Annotated in this window: 24 protein-coding genes and 1 pseudogene; 18 read left to right on the top strand and 7 right to left on the bottom strand. The window is 64.3% G+C overall.

The genetic code is table 11. The features are described 5' to 3' along the window. Nucleotides 1-5 precede the first annotated feature (5 nt). The 5 genes from accB to ACQ66H_RS02655 are packed head-to-tail and all read right to left on the bottom strand — an operon-like array spanning nucleotide 6 to nucleotide 2,190. Nucleotides 6-464: an acetyl-CoA carboxylase biotin carboxyl carrier protein gene (accB, locus tag ACQ66H_RS02635; protein ID WP_430432696.1), complete on the bottom strand. Its 459-nt coding sequence runs from the start codon at nucleotides 462-464 to the stop codon at nucleotides 6-8. A 44-nt stretch (nucleotides 465-508) separates the two neighbouring features. Then, nucleotides 509-1,027 (bottom strand): type II 3-dehydroquinate dehydratase, encoded by a 519-nt coding sequence (gene aroQ, locus ACQ66H_RS02640; protein ID WP_430432697.1) that lies wholly within the window; start codon nucleotides 1,025-1,027, stop codon nucleotides 509-511. Nucleotides 1,028-1,084: 57 nt separating this feature from the next. Further along, nucleotides 1,085-1,456, bottom strand: a complete 372-nt coding sequence (locus ACQ66H_RS02645; protein WP_430432698.1) for a TlpA disulfide reductase family protein — start codon at nucleotides 1,454-1,456, stop codon at nucleotides 1,085-1,087. A 3-nt stretch (nucleotides 1,457-1,459) separates the two neighbouring features. Next, nucleotides 1,460-1,621 carry a hypothetical protein gene (locus ACQ66H_RS02650; RefSeq protein WP_430432699.1) on the bottom strand — a complete coding sequence of 54 codons (162 nt, stop codon included), beginning with the start codon at nucleotides 1,619-1,621 and terminating at the stop codon, nucleotides 1,460-1,462. Beyond that, nucleotides 1,618-2,190 (bottom strand): nucleotidyltransferase, encoded by a 573-nt coding sequence (locus ACQ66H_RS02655; protein WP_430432700.1) that lies wholly within the window; start codon nucleotides 2,188-2,190, stop codon nucleotides 1,618-1,620. The genes ACQ66H_RS02650 and ACQ66H_RS02655 overlap by 4 nt, the downstream gene beginning before the upstream one ends. A 69-nt stretch (nucleotides 2,191-2,259) precedes the next feature. On the opposite strand from ACQ66H_RS02655, the gene mpl reads away from it, so the two are divergent. The 8 genes and pseudogenes from mpl (at nucleotide 2,260) to ACQ66H_RS02695 (ending at nucleotide 8,819) form a co-directional block, all read left to right on the top strand. Next, a complete protein-coding gene (gene mpl / locus ACQ66H_RS02660; protein WP_430432701.1) occupies nucleotides 2,260-3,609 on the top strand; it encodes a UDP-N-acetylmuramate:L-alanyl-gamma-D-glutamyl-meso-diaminopimelate ligase in 1,350 nt (449 codons plus the stop codon). A gap of 117 nt (nucleotides 3,610-3,726) precedes the next feature. Then, entirely contained in the window at nucleotides 3,727-4,197 is a 471-nt protein-coding gene (locus tag ACQ66H_RS02665) for a DUF2244 domain-containing protein (RefSeq protein ID WP_232415947.1), read from the top strand. Nucleotides 4,198-4,333: 136 nt separating this feature from the next. After that, nucleotides 4,334-5,390 (top strand): annotated as a pseudogene (gene coxB, locus ACQ66H_RS02670) (cytochrome c oxidase subunit II). Nucleotides 5,391-5,438: 48 nt separating this feature from the next. Continuing rightward, nucleotides 5,439-7,028 carry a cytochrome c oxidase subunit I gene (ctaD, locus tag ACQ66H_RS02675; RefSeq protein ID WP_020163268.1) on the top strand — a complete coding sequence of 530 codons (1,590 nt, stop codon included), beginning with the start codon at nucleotides 5,439-5,441 and terminating at the stop codon, nucleotides 7,026-7,028. Between the two features lie 17 nt (nucleotides 7,029-7,045). After that, nucleotides 7,046-7,156 carry a cytochrome oxidase small assembly protein gene (locus tag ACQ66H_RS02680; protein WP_304005564.1) on the top strand — a complete coding sequence of 37 codons (111 nt, stop codon included), beginning with the start codon at nucleotides 7,046-7,048 and terminating at the stop codon, nucleotides 7,154-7,156. Continuing rightward, a complete protein-coding gene (locus tag ACQ66H_RS02685) occupies nucleotides 7,153-7,737 on the top strand; it encodes a cytochrome c oxidase assembly protein (protein WP_304005386.1) in 585 nt (194 codons plus the stop codon). Before ACQ66H_RS02680 ends, ACQ66H_RS02685 begins: the two co-directional genes overlap by 4 nt. Before the next feature lies 1 nt (nucleotide 7,738). After that, a complete protein-coding gene (locus ACQ66H_RS02690) occupies nucleotides 7,739-7,927 on the top strand; it encodes a DUF2970 domain-containing protein (protein ID WP_019915458.1) in 189 nt (62 codons plus the stop codon). A 25-nt stretch (nucleotides 7,928-7,952) separates the two neighbouring features. Then, on the top strand, nucleotides 7,953-8,819 hold the full coding sequence (locus tag ACQ66H_RS02695) for a cytochrome c oxidase subunit 3 (protein WP_430432702.1): 867 nt from the start codon (nucleotides 7,953-7,955) through the stop codon (nucleotides 8,817-8,819). 154 nt (nucleotides 8,820-8,973) lie between these two features. Here ACQ66H_RS02695 and ACQ66H_RS02700 read toward each other — a convergent pair whose 3' ends face one another. Next, nucleotides 8,974-9,168 (bottom strand): twin transmembrane helix small protein, encoded by a 195-nt coding sequence (locus ACQ66H_RS02700; RefSeq protein ID WP_019915456.1) that lies wholly within the window; start codon nucleotides 9,166-9,168, stop codon nucleotides 8,974-8,976. A gap of 54 nt (nucleotides 9,169-9,222) precedes the next feature. Here ACQ66H_RS02700 and ACQ66H_RS02705 point away from each other — a divergent pair, with 54 nt between their 5' ends. From ACQ66H_RS02705 to ACQ66H_RS02725, 5 genes are read left to right on the top strand one after another with little or no spacing between them, the layout of a single operon-like run. Then, the gene (locus ACQ66H_RS02705) at nucleotides 9,223-9,945 is read left to right on the top strand and encodes an SURF1 family protein (RefSeq protein WP_430432703.1); all 723 of its coding nucleotides are present in this window, start codon (nucleotides 9,223-9,225) and stop codon (nucleotides 9,943-9,945) included. After that, complete coding sequence (locus ACQ66H_RS02710; protein ID WP_430432704.1) at nucleotides 9,942-10,499, top strand: SCO family protein; 558 nt, start codon at nucleotides 9,942-9,944, stop codon at nucleotides 10,497-10,499. Before ACQ66H_RS02705 ends, ACQ66H_RS02710 begins: the two co-directional genes overlap by 4 nt. Then, complete coding sequence (locus ACQ66H_RS02715) at nucleotides 10,499-11,515, top strand: COX15/CtaA family protein (protein WP_020163274.1); 1,017 nt, start codon at nucleotides 10,499-10,501, stop codon at nucleotides 11,513-11,515. Before ACQ66H_RS02710 ends, ACQ66H_RS02715 begins: the two co-directional genes overlap by 1 nt. Beyond that, nucleotides 11,496-12,395, top strand: a complete 900-nt coding sequence (gene cyoE, locus ACQ66H_RS02720) for a heme o synthase (protein WP_430432705.1) — start codon at nucleotides 11,496-11,498, stop codon at nucleotides 12,393-12,395. Before ACQ66H_RS02715 ends, cyoE begins: the two co-directional genes overlap by 20 nt. Then, nucleotides 12,392-12,976 carry an SCO family protein gene (locus ACQ66H_RS02725; RefSeq protein ID WP_430432706.1) on the top strand — a complete coding sequence of 195 codons (585 nt, stop codon included), beginning with the start codon at nucleotides 12,392-12,394 and terminating at the stop codon, nucleotides 12,974-12,976. Before cyoE ends, ACQ66H_RS02725 begins: the two co-directional genes overlap by 4 nt. Nucleotides 12,977-13,041: 65 nt before the next feature. On the opposite strand, the gene rpoH is transcribed toward ACQ66H_RS02725, so the two are convergent. Next, nucleotides 13,042-13,929 carry an RNA polymerase sigma factor RpoH gene (gene rpoH, locus ACQ66H_RS02730; RefSeq protein ID WP_430432707.1) on the bottom strand — a complete coding sequence of 296 codons (888 nt, stop codon included), beginning with the start codon at nucleotides 13,927-13,929 and terminating at the stop codon, nucleotides 13,042-13,044. Between the two features lie 139 nt (nucleotides 13,930-14,068). Between rpoH and ACQ66H_RS02735 the strand changes: the two genes are divergently transcribed. The 5 genes from ACQ66H_RS02735 to ACQ66H_RS02755 are packed head-to-tail and all read left to right on the top strand — an operon-like array spanning nucleotide 14,069 to nucleotide 17,741. Then, nucleotides 14,069-14,437 (top strand): hypothetical protein, encoded by a 369-nt coding sequence (locus ACQ66H_RS02735; protein WP_430432708.1) that lies wholly within the window; start codon nucleotides 14,069-14,071, stop codon nucleotides 14,435-14,437. 17 nt (nucleotides 14,438-14,454) lie between these two features. Continuing rightward, nucleotides 14,455-15,804 (top strand): tRNA (N6-isopentenyl adenosine(37)-C2)-methylthiotransferase MiaB, encoded by a 1,350-nt coding sequence (gene miaB / locus ACQ66H_RS02740; RefSeq protein WP_430432709.1) that lies wholly within the window; start codon nucleotides 14,455-14,457, stop codon nucleotides 15,802-15,804. Further along, on the top strand, nucleotides 15,801-16,784 hold the full coding sequence (locus ACQ66H_RS02745) for a PhoH family protein (protein ID WP_430432710.1): 984 nt from the start codon (nucleotides 15,801-15,803) through the stop codon (nucleotides 16,782-16,784). Before miaB ends, ACQ66H_RS02745 begins: the two co-directional genes overlap by 4 nt. Then, complete coding sequence (gene ybeY / locus ACQ66H_RS02750) at nucleotides 16,784-17,257, top strand: rRNA maturation RNase YbeY (protein ID WP_430432711.1); 474 nt, start codon at nucleotides 16,784-16,786, stop codon at nucleotides 17,255-17,257. The genes ACQ66H_RS02745 and ybeY overlap by 1 nt, the downstream gene beginning before the upstream one ends. A 1-nt stretch (nucleotide 17,258) precedes the next feature. Further along, complete coding sequence (locus tag ACQ66H_RS02755; RefSeq protein ID WP_304013126.1) at nucleotides 17,259-17,741, top strand: OmpA family protein; 483 nt, start codon at nucleotides 17,259-17,261, stop codon at nucleotides 17,739-17,741. Nucleotides 17,742-17,753: the final 12 nt, after the last annotated feature.

Consider the following 17,753-nt stretch of genomic DNA (forward strand, 5'->3'; position numbering starts at 1 on the left):
GTCGCTCAGCCGATGATGAACAGCGGCTGGCCGTATTCGACCGGCTGGCCGTTCTCGACCAGGATGGCCTTCACGACGCCAGCGGCGTCGGACTCGATTTCGTTCATCAGCTTCATCGCCTCAATGATGCACAGCGTTTCGCCGATCGCCACCGACTGGCCGACATCGACGAAGGCCTTGCCGCCCGGCGACGACGAGCGGTAGAAGCTGCCGACCATCGGCGACTTCACGACATGGCCTTCCGGCAGAGCGGCTTCGGCCGGTGCAGCGGGCGCGGCGGCAGCTGGCGCGGCTGCGGCTGCGGCGGCGACCGGCGCGGGCGCTGCGACATAGGTGGCCTGGGCGGCCGGTGCCGGCAGATGCTTGGCGATCCGCACCTTTTCCTCGCCCTCGGTCACTTCCAGCTCGGAAATGCCGGATTCCTGGACGAGGTCGATCAGCTTCTTGAGTTTGCGCAAATCCATGGTGTATCCCCGCGTAAGCCGGCCTTCGTTGTGCCGGCGAGTGTTTATTTTCTGGTGTCGAGCCGCCGCAGCGCGAATTCGAGCGCGGCTTCGTAACCGTAGGCGCCCAGACCACACACCACGCCGATTGCGATGTCCGACAGATAGGAGTGGTGCCGGAATGCTTCGCGCGCATGCACGTTGGACAGGTGCACCTCGACGAACGGAATGGCGACCGCAGCCAGCGCATCACGGATGGCCACACTGGTATGCGTGTAGGCGGCCGGGTTGATCAGGATGAAATCGACGCTCTCGCTCCGGGCAGCCTGGATGCGGCCGACCAGATCGCCCTCGTGATTGCTCTGGAAACATTCGAGCGATACGCCGGCAGCAAGCGCATTCACCTTCAGCTTCGCGTCGATGTCGGCGAGCGTCAGATGACCGTAGATTTCGGGTTCCCGCGTGCCCAGAAGATTCAGGTTGGGCCCGTGCAGCACGAGGATGCGACGGGTATTGGGGGTCGCATCCTGCGCCGCCGGCTGCGTGGCAGGTTTGGTCGCCTTGCGGCGCGTTGTTGGCTGCATGGCGGCAAGTTTGCCGGAATTCGCGTCAGATTGTCCAGCCGGGCCGGGTTCGGGTGCTCAGCGCAAGCGGGCGAGCAGGATGGCCTCCAGCTCCTCTTCCTTGTAGGTACCCAGCTTGCGTTCGACGATCTTTCCGTCTGGCGAGAAGATGACGGTAAAAGGCATGGCCTGCGCCCCGTTGCCCAGATCGGCCGACAGCTGGATAGCGTCCGAGCCGCCGATCAGCAGCGGATAGGCAATCTTCTCTTCCTGCAGGTAACGGCGCACGTTGTCGGCGTTATCGATGCTGATGCCGACAAACTGCACGCCGCGATCGCGGTACTTCTCGGCCAGGCGGGAAAAGGCCGGCATTTCTTCGCGGCAGGGCGGGCACCAGGTGGCCCAGAAGTTCACCACCTGCAGCTTTCCACGCCAGGCGGAGAAGGGCATGGGTTAACCGTTCGCGTCGGCCAGATTGAGCGCTTCGAGGCGCGCTGCATCGGTCGTCACGGCCTCAGCCAGCTGCGGTTGCCGGCTCTGGCCGAACCACAACCCGGCCGCGCCGGCCGCGACGACCACCGCGGCGATCAGGCCGCGGCGCATCCAAGCATTCATTCCGTTTCCTCTTCCTTGTCCAGCAATGCGCGCAGCGACTCCGCGCGCAGCCTTTCGCGTCCGCGAGAGCGTTCAAGACCGGCCGGATAGACCGCGAGTTCAACCGGCAGGTCGTCCCAATCGAACAGCAGCGTGGTTTCCGGGCTGTTGCGGTCCGGGCGGCGCGGGTCGCGCGAGTCGAAGTTGACGCCGTTGTTGAGCAGGAAGAGCTCGACTTCCTTGGCGCTGTCGGCGAACACCTGCAGCTCGATCGCGGTAAAGCGCCCGGCCGTGCCGTTGACCACGCCGCCGGTGGCGTAGGGCTTGAAGCGGTCCAGTTCGACCATCAGCTCCAGCGTGGCGTTACGCAGCGTGCGCAACTGTTCGGGCTGCTCGTCGGCGAAATAGATGGCCTGGTAATCGCGCACCGCCTCCTCGATCTCGGCATTGGTGGGCAGTTCCTCGTTCGGACCGACGCCGAGCTGGCGGGCGGCCTTGCGTTTGGCCAGGCCGTAGTCGCGGATGCCTTCTTCCGCGATCAGTCGCGCCGCGGCACTGGCGATCTGGCGTCTGATGTTGCTGGGGCGCATGTCGGGTGCTGCAGGGAAAGGAGGGGCGGGTTGATAGAATCCGCGACCATTCTGTCACATCGACCCACCATGCACATTCACATCCTCGGCATCTGCGGCACCTTCATGGGCGGCATTGCCGCGCTGGCGCGCGAAGCGGGTCACCGCGTCACCGGCTGCGACGCGAACGTCTACCCGCCGATGAGCACGCAACTCGAACAGCTCGGCATCGAGTTGATCGAGGGTTACGATCCTGCTCAGACAGCGCTGGCGCCCGATGTGTTCGTGGTGGGCAACGCGGTGTCGCGCGGTAACCCGTTGCTCGAGGAAATCCTCGATCGCGGTCTGCCATACGTATCCGGTCCGCAATGGCTGGCGGAGAACGTGCTGGCCGGTCGCTGGGTGCTGGCGGTGGCCGGCACGCACGGCAAGACGACGACCACTTCGATGCTGGCCTGGATGCTGGAGGCGGCGGGCCTGAAACCCGGCTTCCTGATCGGCGGCGTGCCGCAGAACTTCGGCGTGTCGGCACGCCTCGGGGACGCACCTTTCTTCGTCATCGAGGCCGATGAATACGACACCGCATTCTGTGACAAGCGGTCGAAGTTCGTGCACTACCGTCCGCGGACCGCGATCCTGAACAATCTGGAGTTCGATCACGCAGATATCTTCAGTGATCTGGCGGCTATCGAGACGCAGTTCCATCATCTGGTGCGTACCATGCCGCGTCTTGGCCTTATCGTGGCCAACGGCAGCGAGGCGTCGCTGAAGCGCGTGCTGGCGCGCGGAGCATGGAGTGAGGTCGAGTGGTTCAACGACGCCGCGGGCTGGCGCGTCGAGTCAACCGGTGAGGCGCTGGCGGTGGTCGGGCCCGCGGGCGAACGCGCGGCGGGGCGTCTTGCAATGCCCGGCATGCACAACGCGAACAATGCACTGGCCGCCATGCTGGCGGCGCGGCATGCCGGTGTGCGCCCGGAGCAGGCGCTGGCGTCGCTCAGTGAATTCGTCGGCATCCGGCGCCGGCTCGAACGTGTCGGCGAGGCTGGTGGCGTCACCGTCTACGACGACTTCGCACATCATCCGACGGCCATCGACGAAACGATACGCGCGCTGCGTTCGGTGGTCGGCGAGGCGCGCATCGTTGCGGTGATCGAGCCGCGCTCCAACACGATGAAGCTCGGTGTGATGAAGGCGCGCCTGCCCGATGCGCTCGCAGAGGCGGACGTGTGTTACTGCCTCGGCGGCCCTGCGCTCGGCTGGGATGCGGCCGAAGCTTTGGCGCCGCTGGGCGAAAGGGTCAGTGTCGCGTCGTCGGTGGAGGAGCTGCTCGATGCGCTCGCCAACGGCGTGAAAGCCGGCGATCACGTGCTGGTGATGAGCAATGGCGGCTTTGGCGGCGTGCATCGCCGCCTGCTTGATCGCCTCGCCAGCAGGGTCTGAAGGCACCCGCTTGGTGCGGGGCAATATTGATAAGGATCAATACCCGTGCTAGCTTATGCCTGTTAAGCGGCCTGCAGAAGCCGTGTCAGGGGGAGATAACACTTCCGGGGCAGTTCAGTGTCCGCAGTGCTCAGCCAATCCAACGAGTTCAGCATCGTTGCACGCCGCAACTGTTCGATGTCGCCGCGTGCGCTTCTGGCCTTCTTCCTGGTCACGGCTGTGTTGTCCCTACTGATCGCGATGGCTTGGGCCATGGCCGGTGTCTGGTGGGTGCTCCCGTTCGCGGGCGTCGAAATCGGGGCGCTGGGCATTGCCTTCATCGCTTTCGGCAGACGCGTCGGTGATTTCGAGCGCATCCATCTCGACGACAGCCGGTTGGTTGTGGAGGTCTGCGAACGGGATCGTGTCTGCAGACATGAGTTTGTGCCCGCATGGGCAAAGGTCGAAACGCGCAGGGTCGGCCTGGGTTCCGAAGTAGTCGTGCGGTGCCGCGACCAGCAGGTCGTGGTGGGGCGGTATCTGGACGAGGGCGGCCGCGAGTTGCTGGTGCGGGAGCTGTCGGCTAGATTGCGGGAAAGACGGTTTTAAGACCGCGGTTTCAGAATCAATCACAACATATATTTGGGGTTGCAATATGGCGCTAACAAGAGGTGGCTCGTCCATCGCCCGCAGGGCGTGGGCCGGGATGGGGTTGTTTCTGCTTGCCGGGCTCGCCCAGGCGGAAATGAAGCTCAATCTGCAGGAGCCGATCACCGAACTGGGTCAGAAGGTGTATGACCTCCACCTGCTGATGACCATCGTCTGTGGCGTCATTTTCGTGGCCGTCTTCGGCGTGATGTTCTGGTCGGTGTTCGTGCACCGCAAGTCCGCCGGCCACAAGGCTGCAACCTTCCACGAAAGCACCACGGTAGAAATCCTGTGGACCATCGTTCCGGTCTTCATCCTGCTCGGCATGGCCTGGCCGGCGACCAAGACCATCCTCGCGATGCGTGACACCAGCAACCCCGATATCACGATCAAGGCCACCGGCTATCAGTGGAAGTGGGGCTATGACTACCTGAAGGGCGACGGTGAAGGCATCAGCTTCACCAGCAACCTGTTGACGCCGCAGCCGCAGATCCGCAACGAAGCGGCCAAGGGCACCGACTACCTGCTCGAAGTTCGACAACGAGCTGGTCGTGCCGGTCGGCAAGAAGGTGCGCATCCTGACCACCGCGAACGACGTGATCCACGCATGGTGGGTGCCGGCGCTGGCGGTCAAGCAGGACGCGATTCCCGGTTTCATCCGTGACACCTGGTTCCGTGCCGAGAAGACCGGCACCTTCCGCGGTCAGTGCGCAGAACTGTGCGGCAAGGACCATGGCTACATGCCCATCGTCGTCAAGGTCGTGACCGAAGACGAATACGCGGCCTGGGTCGAAAAGAAGAAGACCGAACTGGCCGCTGCCGCTGATGATCCGAACAAGATGTACACCGTCGAGGAACTGACCCCGCGTGGTGCCAAGGTGTTCGCCGCCAACTGTGCCGCCTGTCACCAGGCCAATGGCCAGGGGCTGCCGCCGGCCTTCCCCGCGCTCGACGGCTCGAAGGTGGTGCTCGGCTCGCAGGACGCGCAGATCCATCTCGTGATGAACGGCAAGTCGGGTACCGCGATGGCTGCGTTCAAGCACCTGAGCGATACCGATCTGGCTGCAGTGCTGACCTACACGCGCAACAGCTGGAGCAATGCGACGGGCGAGGTCATCCAACCGTCGGACATCAAGATGGCCCGCGAAGAGTAAGCGGCTCTCTGAACGTTCAGTCACTTTCTAGATTTCCAGGAGATACACATGGCTGCGATTCCGGGCGGTGCCGACCACTCGCACGATCACTCGCATGATCACCACCCCAGCGGACTGATGCGCTGGGTAACCACCACCAATCACAAGGACATCGGCTCGATGTACCTGTGGTTCTCGTTCGCAATGTTCATCGTCGGCGGCATCATGGCGCTGGTGATCCGTGCCGAGCTGTTCCAGCCGGGCCTGCAGGTGGTCGATCCCGACCGCTTCAACCAGATGACGACGCTGCACGGTCTCATCATGGTGTTCGGCGCCATCATGCCGGCCTTCGTCGGCTTCGCGAACTGGATGATCCCGCTGATGATCGGCGCATCCGACATGGCGTTCGCGCGCATGAACAACTGGTCGTTCTGGCTGCTGCCGCCGGCCGCCATCCTGCTGACGACCTCGCTGCTGGTTCCGGGCGGTGCCGCCGCGTCGGGCTGGACGCTGTATCCGCCGCTGACCATCCAGATGGGCATCGGCATGGACATGGCGATCTTCGCGGTCCACATCCTCGGCATCTCCTCGATCATGGGCTCGATCAACATCGTCACCACGATCCTGAACATGCGCGCGCCGGGCATGACGCTGATGAAGATGCCGCTGTTCTGCTGGACCTGGCTGATCACCGCCTACTTGGTCATCGCCGTGATGCCGGTTCTGGCTGGCGCGGTCACCATGATCCTGACCGACCGTCACTTCGGCACCAGCTTCTTCAATGCTGCCGGTGGTGGTGACCCGGTGCTGTACCAGCACATCTTCTGGTTCTTCGGTCACCCCGAGGTGTACATCATCGCGATCCCGGCCTTCGGCGTCGTGTCGCAAGTGATTCCGGCCTTCTCGCGCAAGCCGCTGTTCGGCTACGCCTCGATGGTGTACGCGACCTCGTCGATCGCCATCCTGTCCTTCATCGTGTGGGCGCACCACATGTACACGGTGGGCATGCCGGTGGCCGGCCAGCTGTACTTCATGTTCGCCACCATGCTGATCGCGATCCCGACCGGCGTGAAGGTGTTCAACTGGGTGGCCACGATGTGGCGCGGCTCGCTGACCTTCGAAACCCCGATGCTGTTCTCGATCGGCTTCCTCTTCCTCTTCACGCTGGGCGGTTTCTCCGGACTGGTGCTGTCGATGACGGCGGTGGACGTGCAACTGCACGACAGCTACTACGTCGTCGCCCACTTCCACTACGTGATGGTGGCGGGTGCGCTGTTCTCGGCCTACGCCGGCGCCTACTACTGGCTGCCGAAGTGGACTGGCCACATGTACGACGAGAAGCTGGGCAAGCTGCATTTCTGGCTGTCGCTGATCTTCTTCAACATGACCTTCTTCGTGCAGCACTTCCTGGGTCTGGCCGGCATGCCGCGTCGTATCCCGGACTACTCGCTGCAGTTCGCCGAGTTCAACATGATCTCGTCGATCGGTGCCTTCGGTTTCGGCCTGTCGCAGCTGGTGTTCCTGGTTGTCGTGCTGAAGTGCATGAAGGGTGGCGAGAAAGCTTCGGCCAAGCCCTGGGACGGTGCTGAAGGTCTCGAATGGACGGTGCCGTCGCCGGCGCCGCACCACACCTTCGAAACCCCGCCGGTCTTCAAGTGAGTATTGGCGTGACCGAGATGGATGAGGCACTCCGCCGCCGCAACGTCCGCACGGCGTTGTGGCTGGCGGCCACCGCGGTGGCGGTGTTCGTGCTGTTTGTCGTGCGTTACGGGATGTCGGGTCAATGACCGAGCAAACCCGGGTTGCGGCCGGTTCCGAGCGCCGCAACCGTTCGACGCTGATACGCCTGGTGGTGTCGGCTTTTCTGATGTTCGGCTTCGGCTATGCGCTGGTGCCGTTCTACGAAAAGCTGTGCCAAGTGCTCGACGTCAACAACCTGAACAAGCAGGACAACACGCTGCCGCTCAATACCCAGGTCGATCGTTCGCGGAACGTGACGGTCGAGTTCGATGCGAACCTGCACAAGCTGCCGTGGAATTTCAAGCCGGTGACCGGCTCACTCGTGGTTCATCCGGGTGAGGTGGTGACGGTGGAGTACGAAGTTTCGAACACGCGCGAGAACGCGGTGACGGGACAGGCGATTCCGAGTTACACGCCGTCGGCGGCGATGCAGTACTTCCAGAAGCTCGACTGTTTCTGTTTCAAGCAGCAGACGCTGGCAGCCGGGGAAACGCGACGCATGCCGATTGCCTTCCTCGTGTCGCCCGATCTGCCGAAGGACATCAACACGATCACGCTCTCCTACACCTTCTTCGAGGTGCCGGGGGCGACTGCAGCGACGACGCAGGACGGTCGCACGGGAGGCTGAAATGGCCGGGTTCGTGAAGGGTGTGGTGACAGTGCTTTCGGCCTTCGTCGGCATACGCCGCAAGGGCGATCACGACGCAGCGGTGTCATCGCTGACGCCGTTGCAAGTTATCATCACGGGCGTTGTGGCTGCAGCGCTGTTCGTGATTGCAGTGATCTTGGGTGTAAGAATTCTGATAAGCATCGCTTGAGAGAAACCGGGAAGGAAAAACATAAATGAGCTCGCATACGCCACAACAGGCCCCCTACTACTACGTACCTGCGCCATCGACCTACCCGATCACGGGTTCGATCGCGCTGTTCCTGTTTGCACTGGGTTCTGTGCTGACGATGAACAAGATCACCGGCGGCGGCTTCGTGCTCGGCGCAGGGGTGCTGGTCCTGTTCTACATGATGTATTCCTGGTTCGGCAAAGTTGCGCACGAATCCGAAGGCGGCCTGTACAGCAAGCGCGTGGGGGTCTCCTTCCGCTGGGCGATGGGCTGGTTCATCTTCTCTGAAGTGATGTTCTTCGCCGCCTTCTTCGGCGCGCTGTTCTACGCCCGTGTGCTCGCCATGCCGGATCTGGCCAGCCTCGAACATCAGGCGCTGCTGTGGCCGGATGCCAAAGCCATGTGGCCGAACGCGGGCCCGGGCTATGACGGCGGTCCGTTCACGCCGATGGGCGCCTGGGGTATTCCGGCGATCAACACGCTGCTGCTGCTGACCTCCGGCGTCACGCTCACTTGGGCGCACCACGGCCTGCTGCACAACAACCGCGGCCAGCTCAAGCTGGGTCTGTTCCTGACCATCGCGCTCGGCGTCGTATTCCTTGGCTTCCAGGCCTACGAATACATGCACGCCTACTCGGACCTGAACGTCAAGATGACCACCGGCGTGTTCGGTTCCGTGTTCTACATGCTGACCGGCTTCCACGGCTTCCACGTGACGGTTGGTGCAACGATGCTTATCGTGATACTGTGCCGCGTCTTCGCCGGGCATTTCAGCCCGGAAAACCACTTCGGCTTCGAGGCTGTCGCGTGGTACTGGCACTTTGTCAACGTCGTCTGGCTGCTTCTGTTCGTCGTCGTGTACTGGATTTGATGTAAAGACGGGATCTGCGAGGAGGAGAGTGGGCCGGTAAGCAAAAAGAGCCCTTATAAAATAAACGCTCGGCGCCGCACATCGTGCGGCGCTTTTTTTCGTGGGTAGGGAGCGTTGGGGCGGGTGGCTTTCGGCGGCGAGGTGCCGCCGGTGGTCAGAGCTTGCCGGTGATGAATCCGAAGCGGTAGCCGAGCATCAGGAAGATGAACAGCGCCATCGACAGGCCGACGCGGATGGCCAGCGAGCGCAGCATGCGGCTCGAGTTGCCGCTGTCGCGAAACAGGAAGAACAGCGCTGAACCGAGGCTGGCGATCACGGTCAGCAGCATGAATATCACGAGATAACGCATCAGGAAGAATCCTTAGTCCGGGTGGTCAGTGTACCTGCCGGGCGTCCGACAGCAATGTTCCAGTTCCATTTCGCCCGCCGTCGTTTTCGCATACGCCTGTGGCCTGCGCTGGCCTGCCTGCTGGTGATCGGCGTCACGCTGTCGGCGGCGCGCTGGCAGACCGCCCGCGCACACTACAAGCAGTCGCTGGCAGACGCTTACGCGGCGCAGCAGCGGCAGCCGCCGCTCGACCTGGACCAGTGGAGTGATCAGGCGCCGCCCGAGTTCGCGCGCGCGACGGTGTCCGGCAACTGGCGCAGCGACGTGCTGATCTACGCCGACAACCAGGTCCGCGACGGACAGGCCGGTTTCCTGGTGCACATGCCGCTGTGTCAGACCGCGCAGCGCTGTGTGCTTGTTGCGCGCGGTTGGGTCCGTCACGGCGGGCGGCGAGACGTGTTGCCGCCGGTTGCATCGCCGGCCGGGCTGCAGCGCATCGAGGGCGTGGTAACGCGTGCGCAGCCGCGCTTCGTCGAACTGTCGGGCGATGCGGTGCAGGGCGCCGTCTGGCAGAACGTCACGGTCAACCGCGTGGCGAAGACGACCGGCCTGCAGCTCGCGCCCTTCATTCTCGTGCAGACCGGTGATGCGGCCGACGGCTTGAGGCGCGACGACGTGAAGCCGGAGTTCGGCGTCGAGAAACACTGGATGTACGCCGCGCAGTGGTACGCGTTTGCGCTGGTCACGCTGGTATTCGGGCTGTACGCAGCCATGCAGAAAGAGGGAGAGAAGTCTTGAAAGGCAAGAAGGTCCTGATCGTGCTGGCGGTGATATGCGTGTTGCCGCTGCTCGCGTCCTACGCGATGTATTTCCTGTGGCGCCCCGACAGCACGGTGAACTACGGTCAATTGCTGTCGCCGCGCGCGCTGCCGGCCGAGGCGCTGACCACGGTCGATGGCAAACCTTTCGACTTTGCGTCCATCAAGGGGCGCTGGACCCTGGTGCTGGCCGACGGCGGCGCCTGCGATGCGAAGTGCGAGGAACTGCTCTATTACATCCGCCAGGTGCGCAAGGCGCAGGGCGAACACCAGGAACGCATCGAGCGCGTGTGGCTGGTGACCGACGGTACGCAGCCCAAGGCGGAACTGCTGACCGCGATCGAAGGCATGCACGTGGTCAAGGCGGCCGGCAGCGCCACGCTGGGCGCGTTCGCCGGCGATGCGACGCATCCGCGCGCCATTCACCTGGTCAACCCGTTGGGGCAGGTGATGATGCGTTACCCGGATGACCCGGATCCGAAGAAGATGATCAAGGATTTCCAACGTTTGATGAAGTACTCGAGGCTGGGCTGATGAAAACCTATCGCACGCTGTTGCTTGCCACGATTGCAATGACTTTCGCGCTGATCGTCCTCGGCGCCTACGTAAGACTGTCCGACGCCGGCCTCGGCTGTCCGGACTGGCCGGGCTGTTACGGCCACGTCACGGTGATTCATGCGTCCGAGCACATCACCGCGGCACAGGAAGCGAACCCCGAAGGTCCGGTCACCTTCGCCAAGGCGTGGAAGGAGATGATTCACCGCTACTTCGCGGGCATCGTCGGTCTGTTCATCCTGGCGATCGCTGCACTTGCCTGGCGTCACCGTCGTGAAGCGGGCGCGTCGCCGGTGCTGGCAACGGTGCTGGTCGGCGTGCTTTTCCTGCAGGCGATGTTCGGCAAGTGGACGGTGACCATGCTGCTGAAGCCGGCCATCGTGACCGGTCACCTGATCGGCGGGCTGACCGTGCTCACCCTGCTGGTATGGCTGTATGCCCGCACGCGCGGGCCGGCGATGCCGACCGTGTCGCCGGCGACGCGCGCGCTGGCGGTGGTTGCCTTCGTCGTGCTGGCGATGCAGATATCGCTGGGCGGCTGGGTCAGCACCAATTACGCGGCGCTCGCCTGTACCGACCTGCCGACCTGCCACGGCGAGTGGGTGCCGCAGATGGATATCCGCAACGGTTTCCACATCGTGCGCGAACTGGGGCAGAGCGCCGACGGCGAAACGCTGACCATGGATGCGCTGACCGCCATCCACTGGATGCATCGCGTCGGTGCCATCGTCGCCGCACTGGTGATCGGCGCGCTGGGCTTCGCGCTGCGCGCTGCCGGCCACCGTCCGCTCGGCACCGCGCTGCTGGGCGTGCTCGCGCTGCAGATCATGCTGGGCCTGGCCAACGTGTGGTTCAGCCTGCCGCTGCCGCTGGCCGCTGCGCACAACGGTGGCGCTGCAGCATTGGTGATCCTCATGGTGCTGATAAACTATCGAGTTCGCGCCACGGCGCAGCAACGCGTTTCCGGAGTTCTAAATGAAAGCCCTGCGGCTTGATATCCAGCCCTTCTCGCTGAGGCTCGCGAATTACCTGCAGCTGACCAAGCCGCGCGTCGTGTCGCTGATCGTGTTCTGTGCGGTCATCGGCATGTTCCTGGCGGTGCCGGCCGGCCTGCCTGATTTCGGCATCGTCGCGGCGGCGACCGTCGGTATCGCCCTGGTCGCCGGTGCAGCGGCTGCGGTGAACTGCCTGGTCGAGCAGAAGATCGACGCGGTGATGGCGCGCACCCGCGCCCGTCCACTGCCGCGTGGCGAGGTGAATTCGCTGGAAACGCTGGCTTTCTCGGGCGTGGTCGGCGGCGCCGGCCTGTCCATGCTGTACCACTGGGTGAATCCGCTCACCATGTGGCTGACGCTGGGTACTTTCATCGGCTACGCCATCATCTACACCGTGTTCCTGAAGCCGGCGACGCCGCAGAACATCGTGATCGGCGGCGCCTCCGGCGCGATGCCGCCGGTGCTGGGCTGGGCCGCGGTGACCGGCGAGGTGTCGGCCGACGCCCTGCTGCTGTTTCTGATCATCTTCGCCTGGACGCCGCCGCATTTTTGGGCGCTGGCGCTGTATCGCACGCAGGAGTACGCCAAGGCGGGTCTGCCCATGCTGCCGGTGACACACGGTGCCGAATACACGCGGCTGCAGGTGTTCCTGTACACCCTCATCCTGTTCGCGGTGACCATGCTGCCCTTCGCCTCACGCATGAGCGGCTGGATCTACCTCGTGTCGGCGGTGGTGCTGTCCGGCATGTTCATCGTCTACGCCTGGCGCCTGATGCGCAATTACTCGGACGAACTGGCGAAGAAGACTTTCCGTTTTTCGCTGTGGCACCTGTCGCTGCTGTTCGCGGCTCTGCTGGTCAACCACTACATTCCGCTATGAAGCGCCGTCTTTTTCTCGCCGCCCTGCTGTCGGCAGGGCTGGTCGGCTGCGCGCCGTCCGGTCCGACCTTCCACAGCGTGGATATCACCGGCGCCGACTACGGCAAGGGCTTTGCGCTGACCGACCACACGGGTGCGACGCGCTCGCTGGCCGACTATAAGGGCAAGGCGGTCACGCTGTTCTTCGGCTTCACGCACTGTCCGGACGTCTGCCCGACCAGTCTGGCGACGATGAAACAGGCGCTGGCCCTGCTCGGACCTGACGCTGCCAAGGTGCAGGTGCTGTTCGTGACGCTGGACCCGGAGCGCGATTCCACCGAACTGCTGGCCGCCTACGTGCCGAAGTTCGATGCGTCCTTCGTCGGCCTGCGCGGCGACGCGGCGGCCACCGCTGCGGTCGCGAAGGAATACAAGATTTTCTATCAGAAGGTGCCGGGCAGTACGCCGGATAGCTACACGCTGGATCACTCGGCTGGCACCTATGTACATGACACACAGGGGCGCCTGCGGCTGTTCATCCGCCACGGCGAAACGCCGCAGAAGATCGCCGACGACCTGAAGGCATTGCTGGCCCAAGGTTGATCCTGGGCGCTGACCCCAACAAAAAAGCGACCCTCGGGTCGCTTTTTTGTTGGGGCAAACGAAGATCAGGCGGCCATGCCCAGCATCTTCTGCATCGACGCCTTCATCTTCTGCATCGCCTTGGCTTCGATCTGGCGGATGCGTTCGGCCGACACGCCGTACTCCGCGGCCAGTTCATGCAGGGTGGCGGCTTCGCCGTCCTGCGCCAGCCAGCGACGCTGCACGATAGTGCGGCTGCGGTCGTCGAGCGAGGCCAGGGCCGAATGCAGGCCGTCTTCCTGCAGGCGCACGTTCTGCGCGGCCTCCAGCACTTCCAGCGGCTCGGCGGCCGAGTCGGCCAGCCAGTGGATGGGCGCCAGACGGGCACTGTCGCGATCGTCATCCTCGCTGCTGCCTTCGAGCGCGACGTCCTGCCCGGTCAGACGGGTTTCCATCTCGACCACTTCTTCCGGCTTTACGCCCAGCGTCTTCGCCACTTCCCGCACTTCGGCCGGGTTCAGCGTGTTGCTGCTGTTCTTGAGGCTGCGCAGGTTGAAGAAGAGCTTGCGCTGCGCCTTGGTCGTGGCAACCTTGACCAGACGCCAGTTGCGCAGGATGTATTCGTGGATTTCCGCCTTGATCCAGTGGATCGCGAACGACACCAGACGCACACCGCGGTCCGGGTCGAAGCGCTTCACCGCCTTCATCAGGCCGATATTGCCTTCCTGGATCAGGTCGGCGTGCGGCAGGCCGTAGCCGAGATAGCCGCGGGCGATCGCCACCACCAGACGCAGGTGCGACATGACCAGCGCGCGGGCGGCTTCGAGGTCTTCGTCGTCGCGGAAACGGCGGGCAAGTGACTGTTCCTGCTCTTCGCTGAGCAGGGGCACGCGGTTGGCGGCCTGGATATAGCTGTCGATATTGCCCAGCGCGCCGGGCATCGACAGATTCGGAACCATCAGAGCATGGGTCATGATTCATTCCTCCCTTGGGAAGCAAGATTAGCACTCCCCGCGTTTGAGTGCTAACAACTGCAAGCGTTCATTGCGTTGCAACATGTAAGCCGAGCGGAGCGCCCCGCCTGCAGTGCGTTCGCGCTGGTTTGGGTTCGCGGTGAGCGCACGCTACAATCCGTGGATTCCCGACCGCTTCCTCGCCCCGGCTCCGATGCGCCTGCCTTCCGCCCTGTGTGCCGTCCTGCTCTGCCTGCCGCTGCTCGCTGCGGCGCAGCTGCGCGCGATTCCGCCGGATGCAATCAAGGCGAAGATGAAGCCGCCGGTCGATGGCATGGTCGAAGTCGGCAAGTACACCTTCAGGCTGGCGCCCGGCGCCCAGATCCGTTCGACCGACAACCGCATCATGCTGCCGGTGATGATAGGCAGCGAGCAGGTGGTCCGTTACAAGCTCGACAACAACGGTGACCTGTATCGCGTCTGGGTGTTGTCGCCCGAAGAGATCGACCTGCCGGCACCCAAACAGTAATTTCCCCGTCCCCTTCGATGACCCGCAAGATTTACATCAAGACCTTCGGCTGCCAGATGAACGAGTACGACTCGGACAAGATGGCCGATGTGCTCGGCGACGCCGAAGGTCTGGAAAAGACCGACCGTCCGGAAGACGCCGACGTGATCCTGTTCAACACCTGCTCGGTGCGCGAGAAGGCGCAGGAGAAGGTGTTCCACGATCTCGGACGGGTGAAGCACCTGAAGCGCGACAACCCCAACCTGATCATCGGCGTCGGCGGCTGCGTCGCCAGCCAGGAGGGGGCGGCCATCGTCGAGCGCGCGCCCTACGTCGATCTGGTGTTCGGCCCGCAGACGCTGCACCGCCTGCCCGACCTCATTTCGAAGCGCCGCGCCAGCGGCCGGCCGCAGGTTGACATCAGCTTCCCGGAGATCGAGAAGTTCGACCACATGCCGCCGGCCCGGGTCGAGGGCGCGACTGCCTTCGTGTCCATCATGGAAGGCTGCTCCAAGTACTGCACCTTCTGCGTCGTGCCCTATACGCGCGGCGAGGAAGTGTCGCGCCCGCTTGACGACATCCTGACCGAGATCGCCACGCTGGTCGGGCAGGGCGTGAAGGAAGTGACCTTGCTCGGCCAGAACGTCAATGCCTGGCGTGCGCCGATCAGCCGCGGCTCGGATGACATCGGTGATTTCGCCTTCCTGCTCGAATGCGTGCATGAAGTCCCGGGCATCGAGCGCATCCGCTACACCACCTCGCACCCGCGCGAAATGACGCAGCGCCTGTTCGACGCCTACGCGAAACTGCCCAAGCTGGTATCGCAACTGCACCTGCCGGTGCAGTCGGGTTCCGACCGCGTACTGGCGGCGATGAAGCGCGGCTACACCGCGCTCGAATACAAGGCGGTCGTGCGAAAGCTGCGCGCGGCGCGGCCCGACCTGTCGCTGACGTCCGACTTCATCGTCGGCTTCCCCGGCGAGACCGAGGAGGATTTCGAAAAGACGATGAAGCTGATCGACGACGTCGGCTTCGACGGCAGCTTCAGCTTCATCTATAGCGCCCGCCCGGGCACACCGGCGGCCGATCTGGCCGACGACACGCCGCAGGACGTCAAGCTGGCGCGGCTGGCGCGGCTGCAGAAGCGCATCGACGAGCAGGCGCAGGCGATCAGTCAGAGCATGGTCGGCAGCGTGCAGCGCATCCTGGTCGAGGGGCACGCGCGCAAGGACGCCGCCGAACTGGCGGGTCGCACCGACAACAACCGCGTCGTCAATTTCCCCGGCCCGGCGCGGCTGATCAATCAGTTCATCGACGTGCGCATCACCAGCGCGCTGCCGCACAGCCTGCGTGGCGAAGTGGTCATCCGCGAGGCGGTCAGCGCTTGAAGCCGCGGCCGCTCGAACTGGTGCTGGAGCCGCTGGACAACGCGCGGCTGGCCAACCTCTGCGGTGTGCTCGACGAAAACCTGCGCCAGCTCGAAACGGCTTACGACGTCGAGATCGCTCGCCGCGGCGAGCGCTTCCGCGTCAGCGGCGAGCCGGGCCAGTCGCAGCGGGCGGCCGCAGCCTTGCGCCATTTCTATGCGGCGGCCACCGAGCACTTGAGCATAGACGCGATACAGCTCGGCCTGATCGAGCTGTCGAACCGCATCGCCGCCGAACCCGCGGCCCCGGTGCTGATGACGCGCAAGAGCAATCTGCACGGCCGCACGCCGCGCCAGACGCAGTATCTGCGGCAGATCCAGGAACACGACATCACCTTCGGCATTGGCCCGGCCGGTACCGGCAAGACCTATCTGGCGGTGGCCAGCGCGGTCAACGCGCTGGAGCGCGAGACGGTGGCGCGCATCGTGCTGACCCGACCGGCGGTCGAGGCCGGCGAGCGGCTGGGCTTCCTGCCGGGCGACCTGGCGCAGAAGGTCGATCCCTACCTGCGCCCGCTGTACGACGCGTTGTACGACCTGATGGGTTTCGAGCGCGTGGCCCGCGCCTTCGAGCGACAGGTGATCGAGATCGCGCCGCTCGCCTATATGCGCGGGCGTACGCTGAACAACGCCTTCATCATCCTCGACGAGGCGCAGAACACGACGCCGGAACAGATGAAGATGTTCCTCACCCGCATGGGCATTGGCTCGAAGGCGGTCATCACCGGCGACCTGACCCAGGTCGATCTGCCGCGTGGCCACAAGAGCGGTCTGGCCGAGGCGCGGAAAATACTTGCCGACGTGCGCGGCATCGCGATGACCGATTTCCTCGCCGAAGACGTGGTGCGTCACCCGCTGGTGGCGCGCATCGTGTCGGCCTACGAACGTTTCGAGGCGCAGCGCGAAGCCGAGGACGCGATGCGCAAGGGGCCGCGCGGCTGATGCGGCTGAATCTGTCGGTGCAGTACGCCTGCGCGCGCGACGGGTGTCCGCCGCGCGAGGACGTGAAGCGCTGGGTGCGCGCCGCGCTCGACCCGGACGTGGTCGCGCGCGCCGACATCACGGTGCGCTTCGTCGATGCGCAAGAAGGGCAGGCGCTCAATCTCGAATACCGTGGCCGCGACTACGCGACCAATGTGCTGTCGTTTCCGTACGAACAGGGTGCGCATCTTGCCGGCGACCTGGTGGTGTGCCAGCCGGTGCTGGCGCGCGAGGCGGTGGAGCAGGGCAAGGCCTTTGCCGACCACGCCGCCCACCTGATCGTGCACGGCACGCTGCACCTGCAGGGCTGGGATCATGAAACGTCGGACGACGATGCCGACGCGATGGAAGCGGAGGAGCGCGTCATCCTGCAAGGGCTTGGCGTGGCCGATCCCTATTCGGACGACTACTCGATTCAATCAACGGAGGTTTGAAATGTCGGATCAGGACGACGACAGCAATGTCGGTTTGAGAGTGGTGGCCATCATCGTGATCGCGGTCGTCGCCGCGGTGGTCGGCTTTGCCGTGTCGCTGGCCGGCAAGCCGGCTGCCGATGCCACCGTGGTCGAGGTGGTGGAGGTGATCGAGGCACCTGAGCCGGTGGGCGAGGCGCTGGCGCGCATTTATTTCGCCGTCGGCAGTGCCGAGCCCGGCGCTGACCTGGCCGATGCGGTGGCGCGGGCGCAGGCTGCGCTGAGCGCAACGCCGGACGCCATCGTGCTGCTGTCCGGCTTCCACGACCCGTCGGGTGATGCCGCGCAGAACGCCGAACTGGCGAAGGCGCGGGCGCTGGCGGTGCGCGACGCGCTGGTCGCCGCAGGCGTCGCCGAGGCCGGCATCAAGCTGCGCAAGCCGGAAATCACCGCTGCCGACGGTCCGCCGGAAGAGGCGCGGCGGGTCGAGTTGCGCGTCCAGTAAGGCCGTGACATC

It is taken from the genome of Methyloversatilis sp. (assembly GCF_965284615.1).
Taxonomy (GTDB): domain Bacteria; phylum Pseudomonadota; class Gammaproteobacteria; order Burkholderiales; family Rhodocyclaceae; genus Methyloversatilis.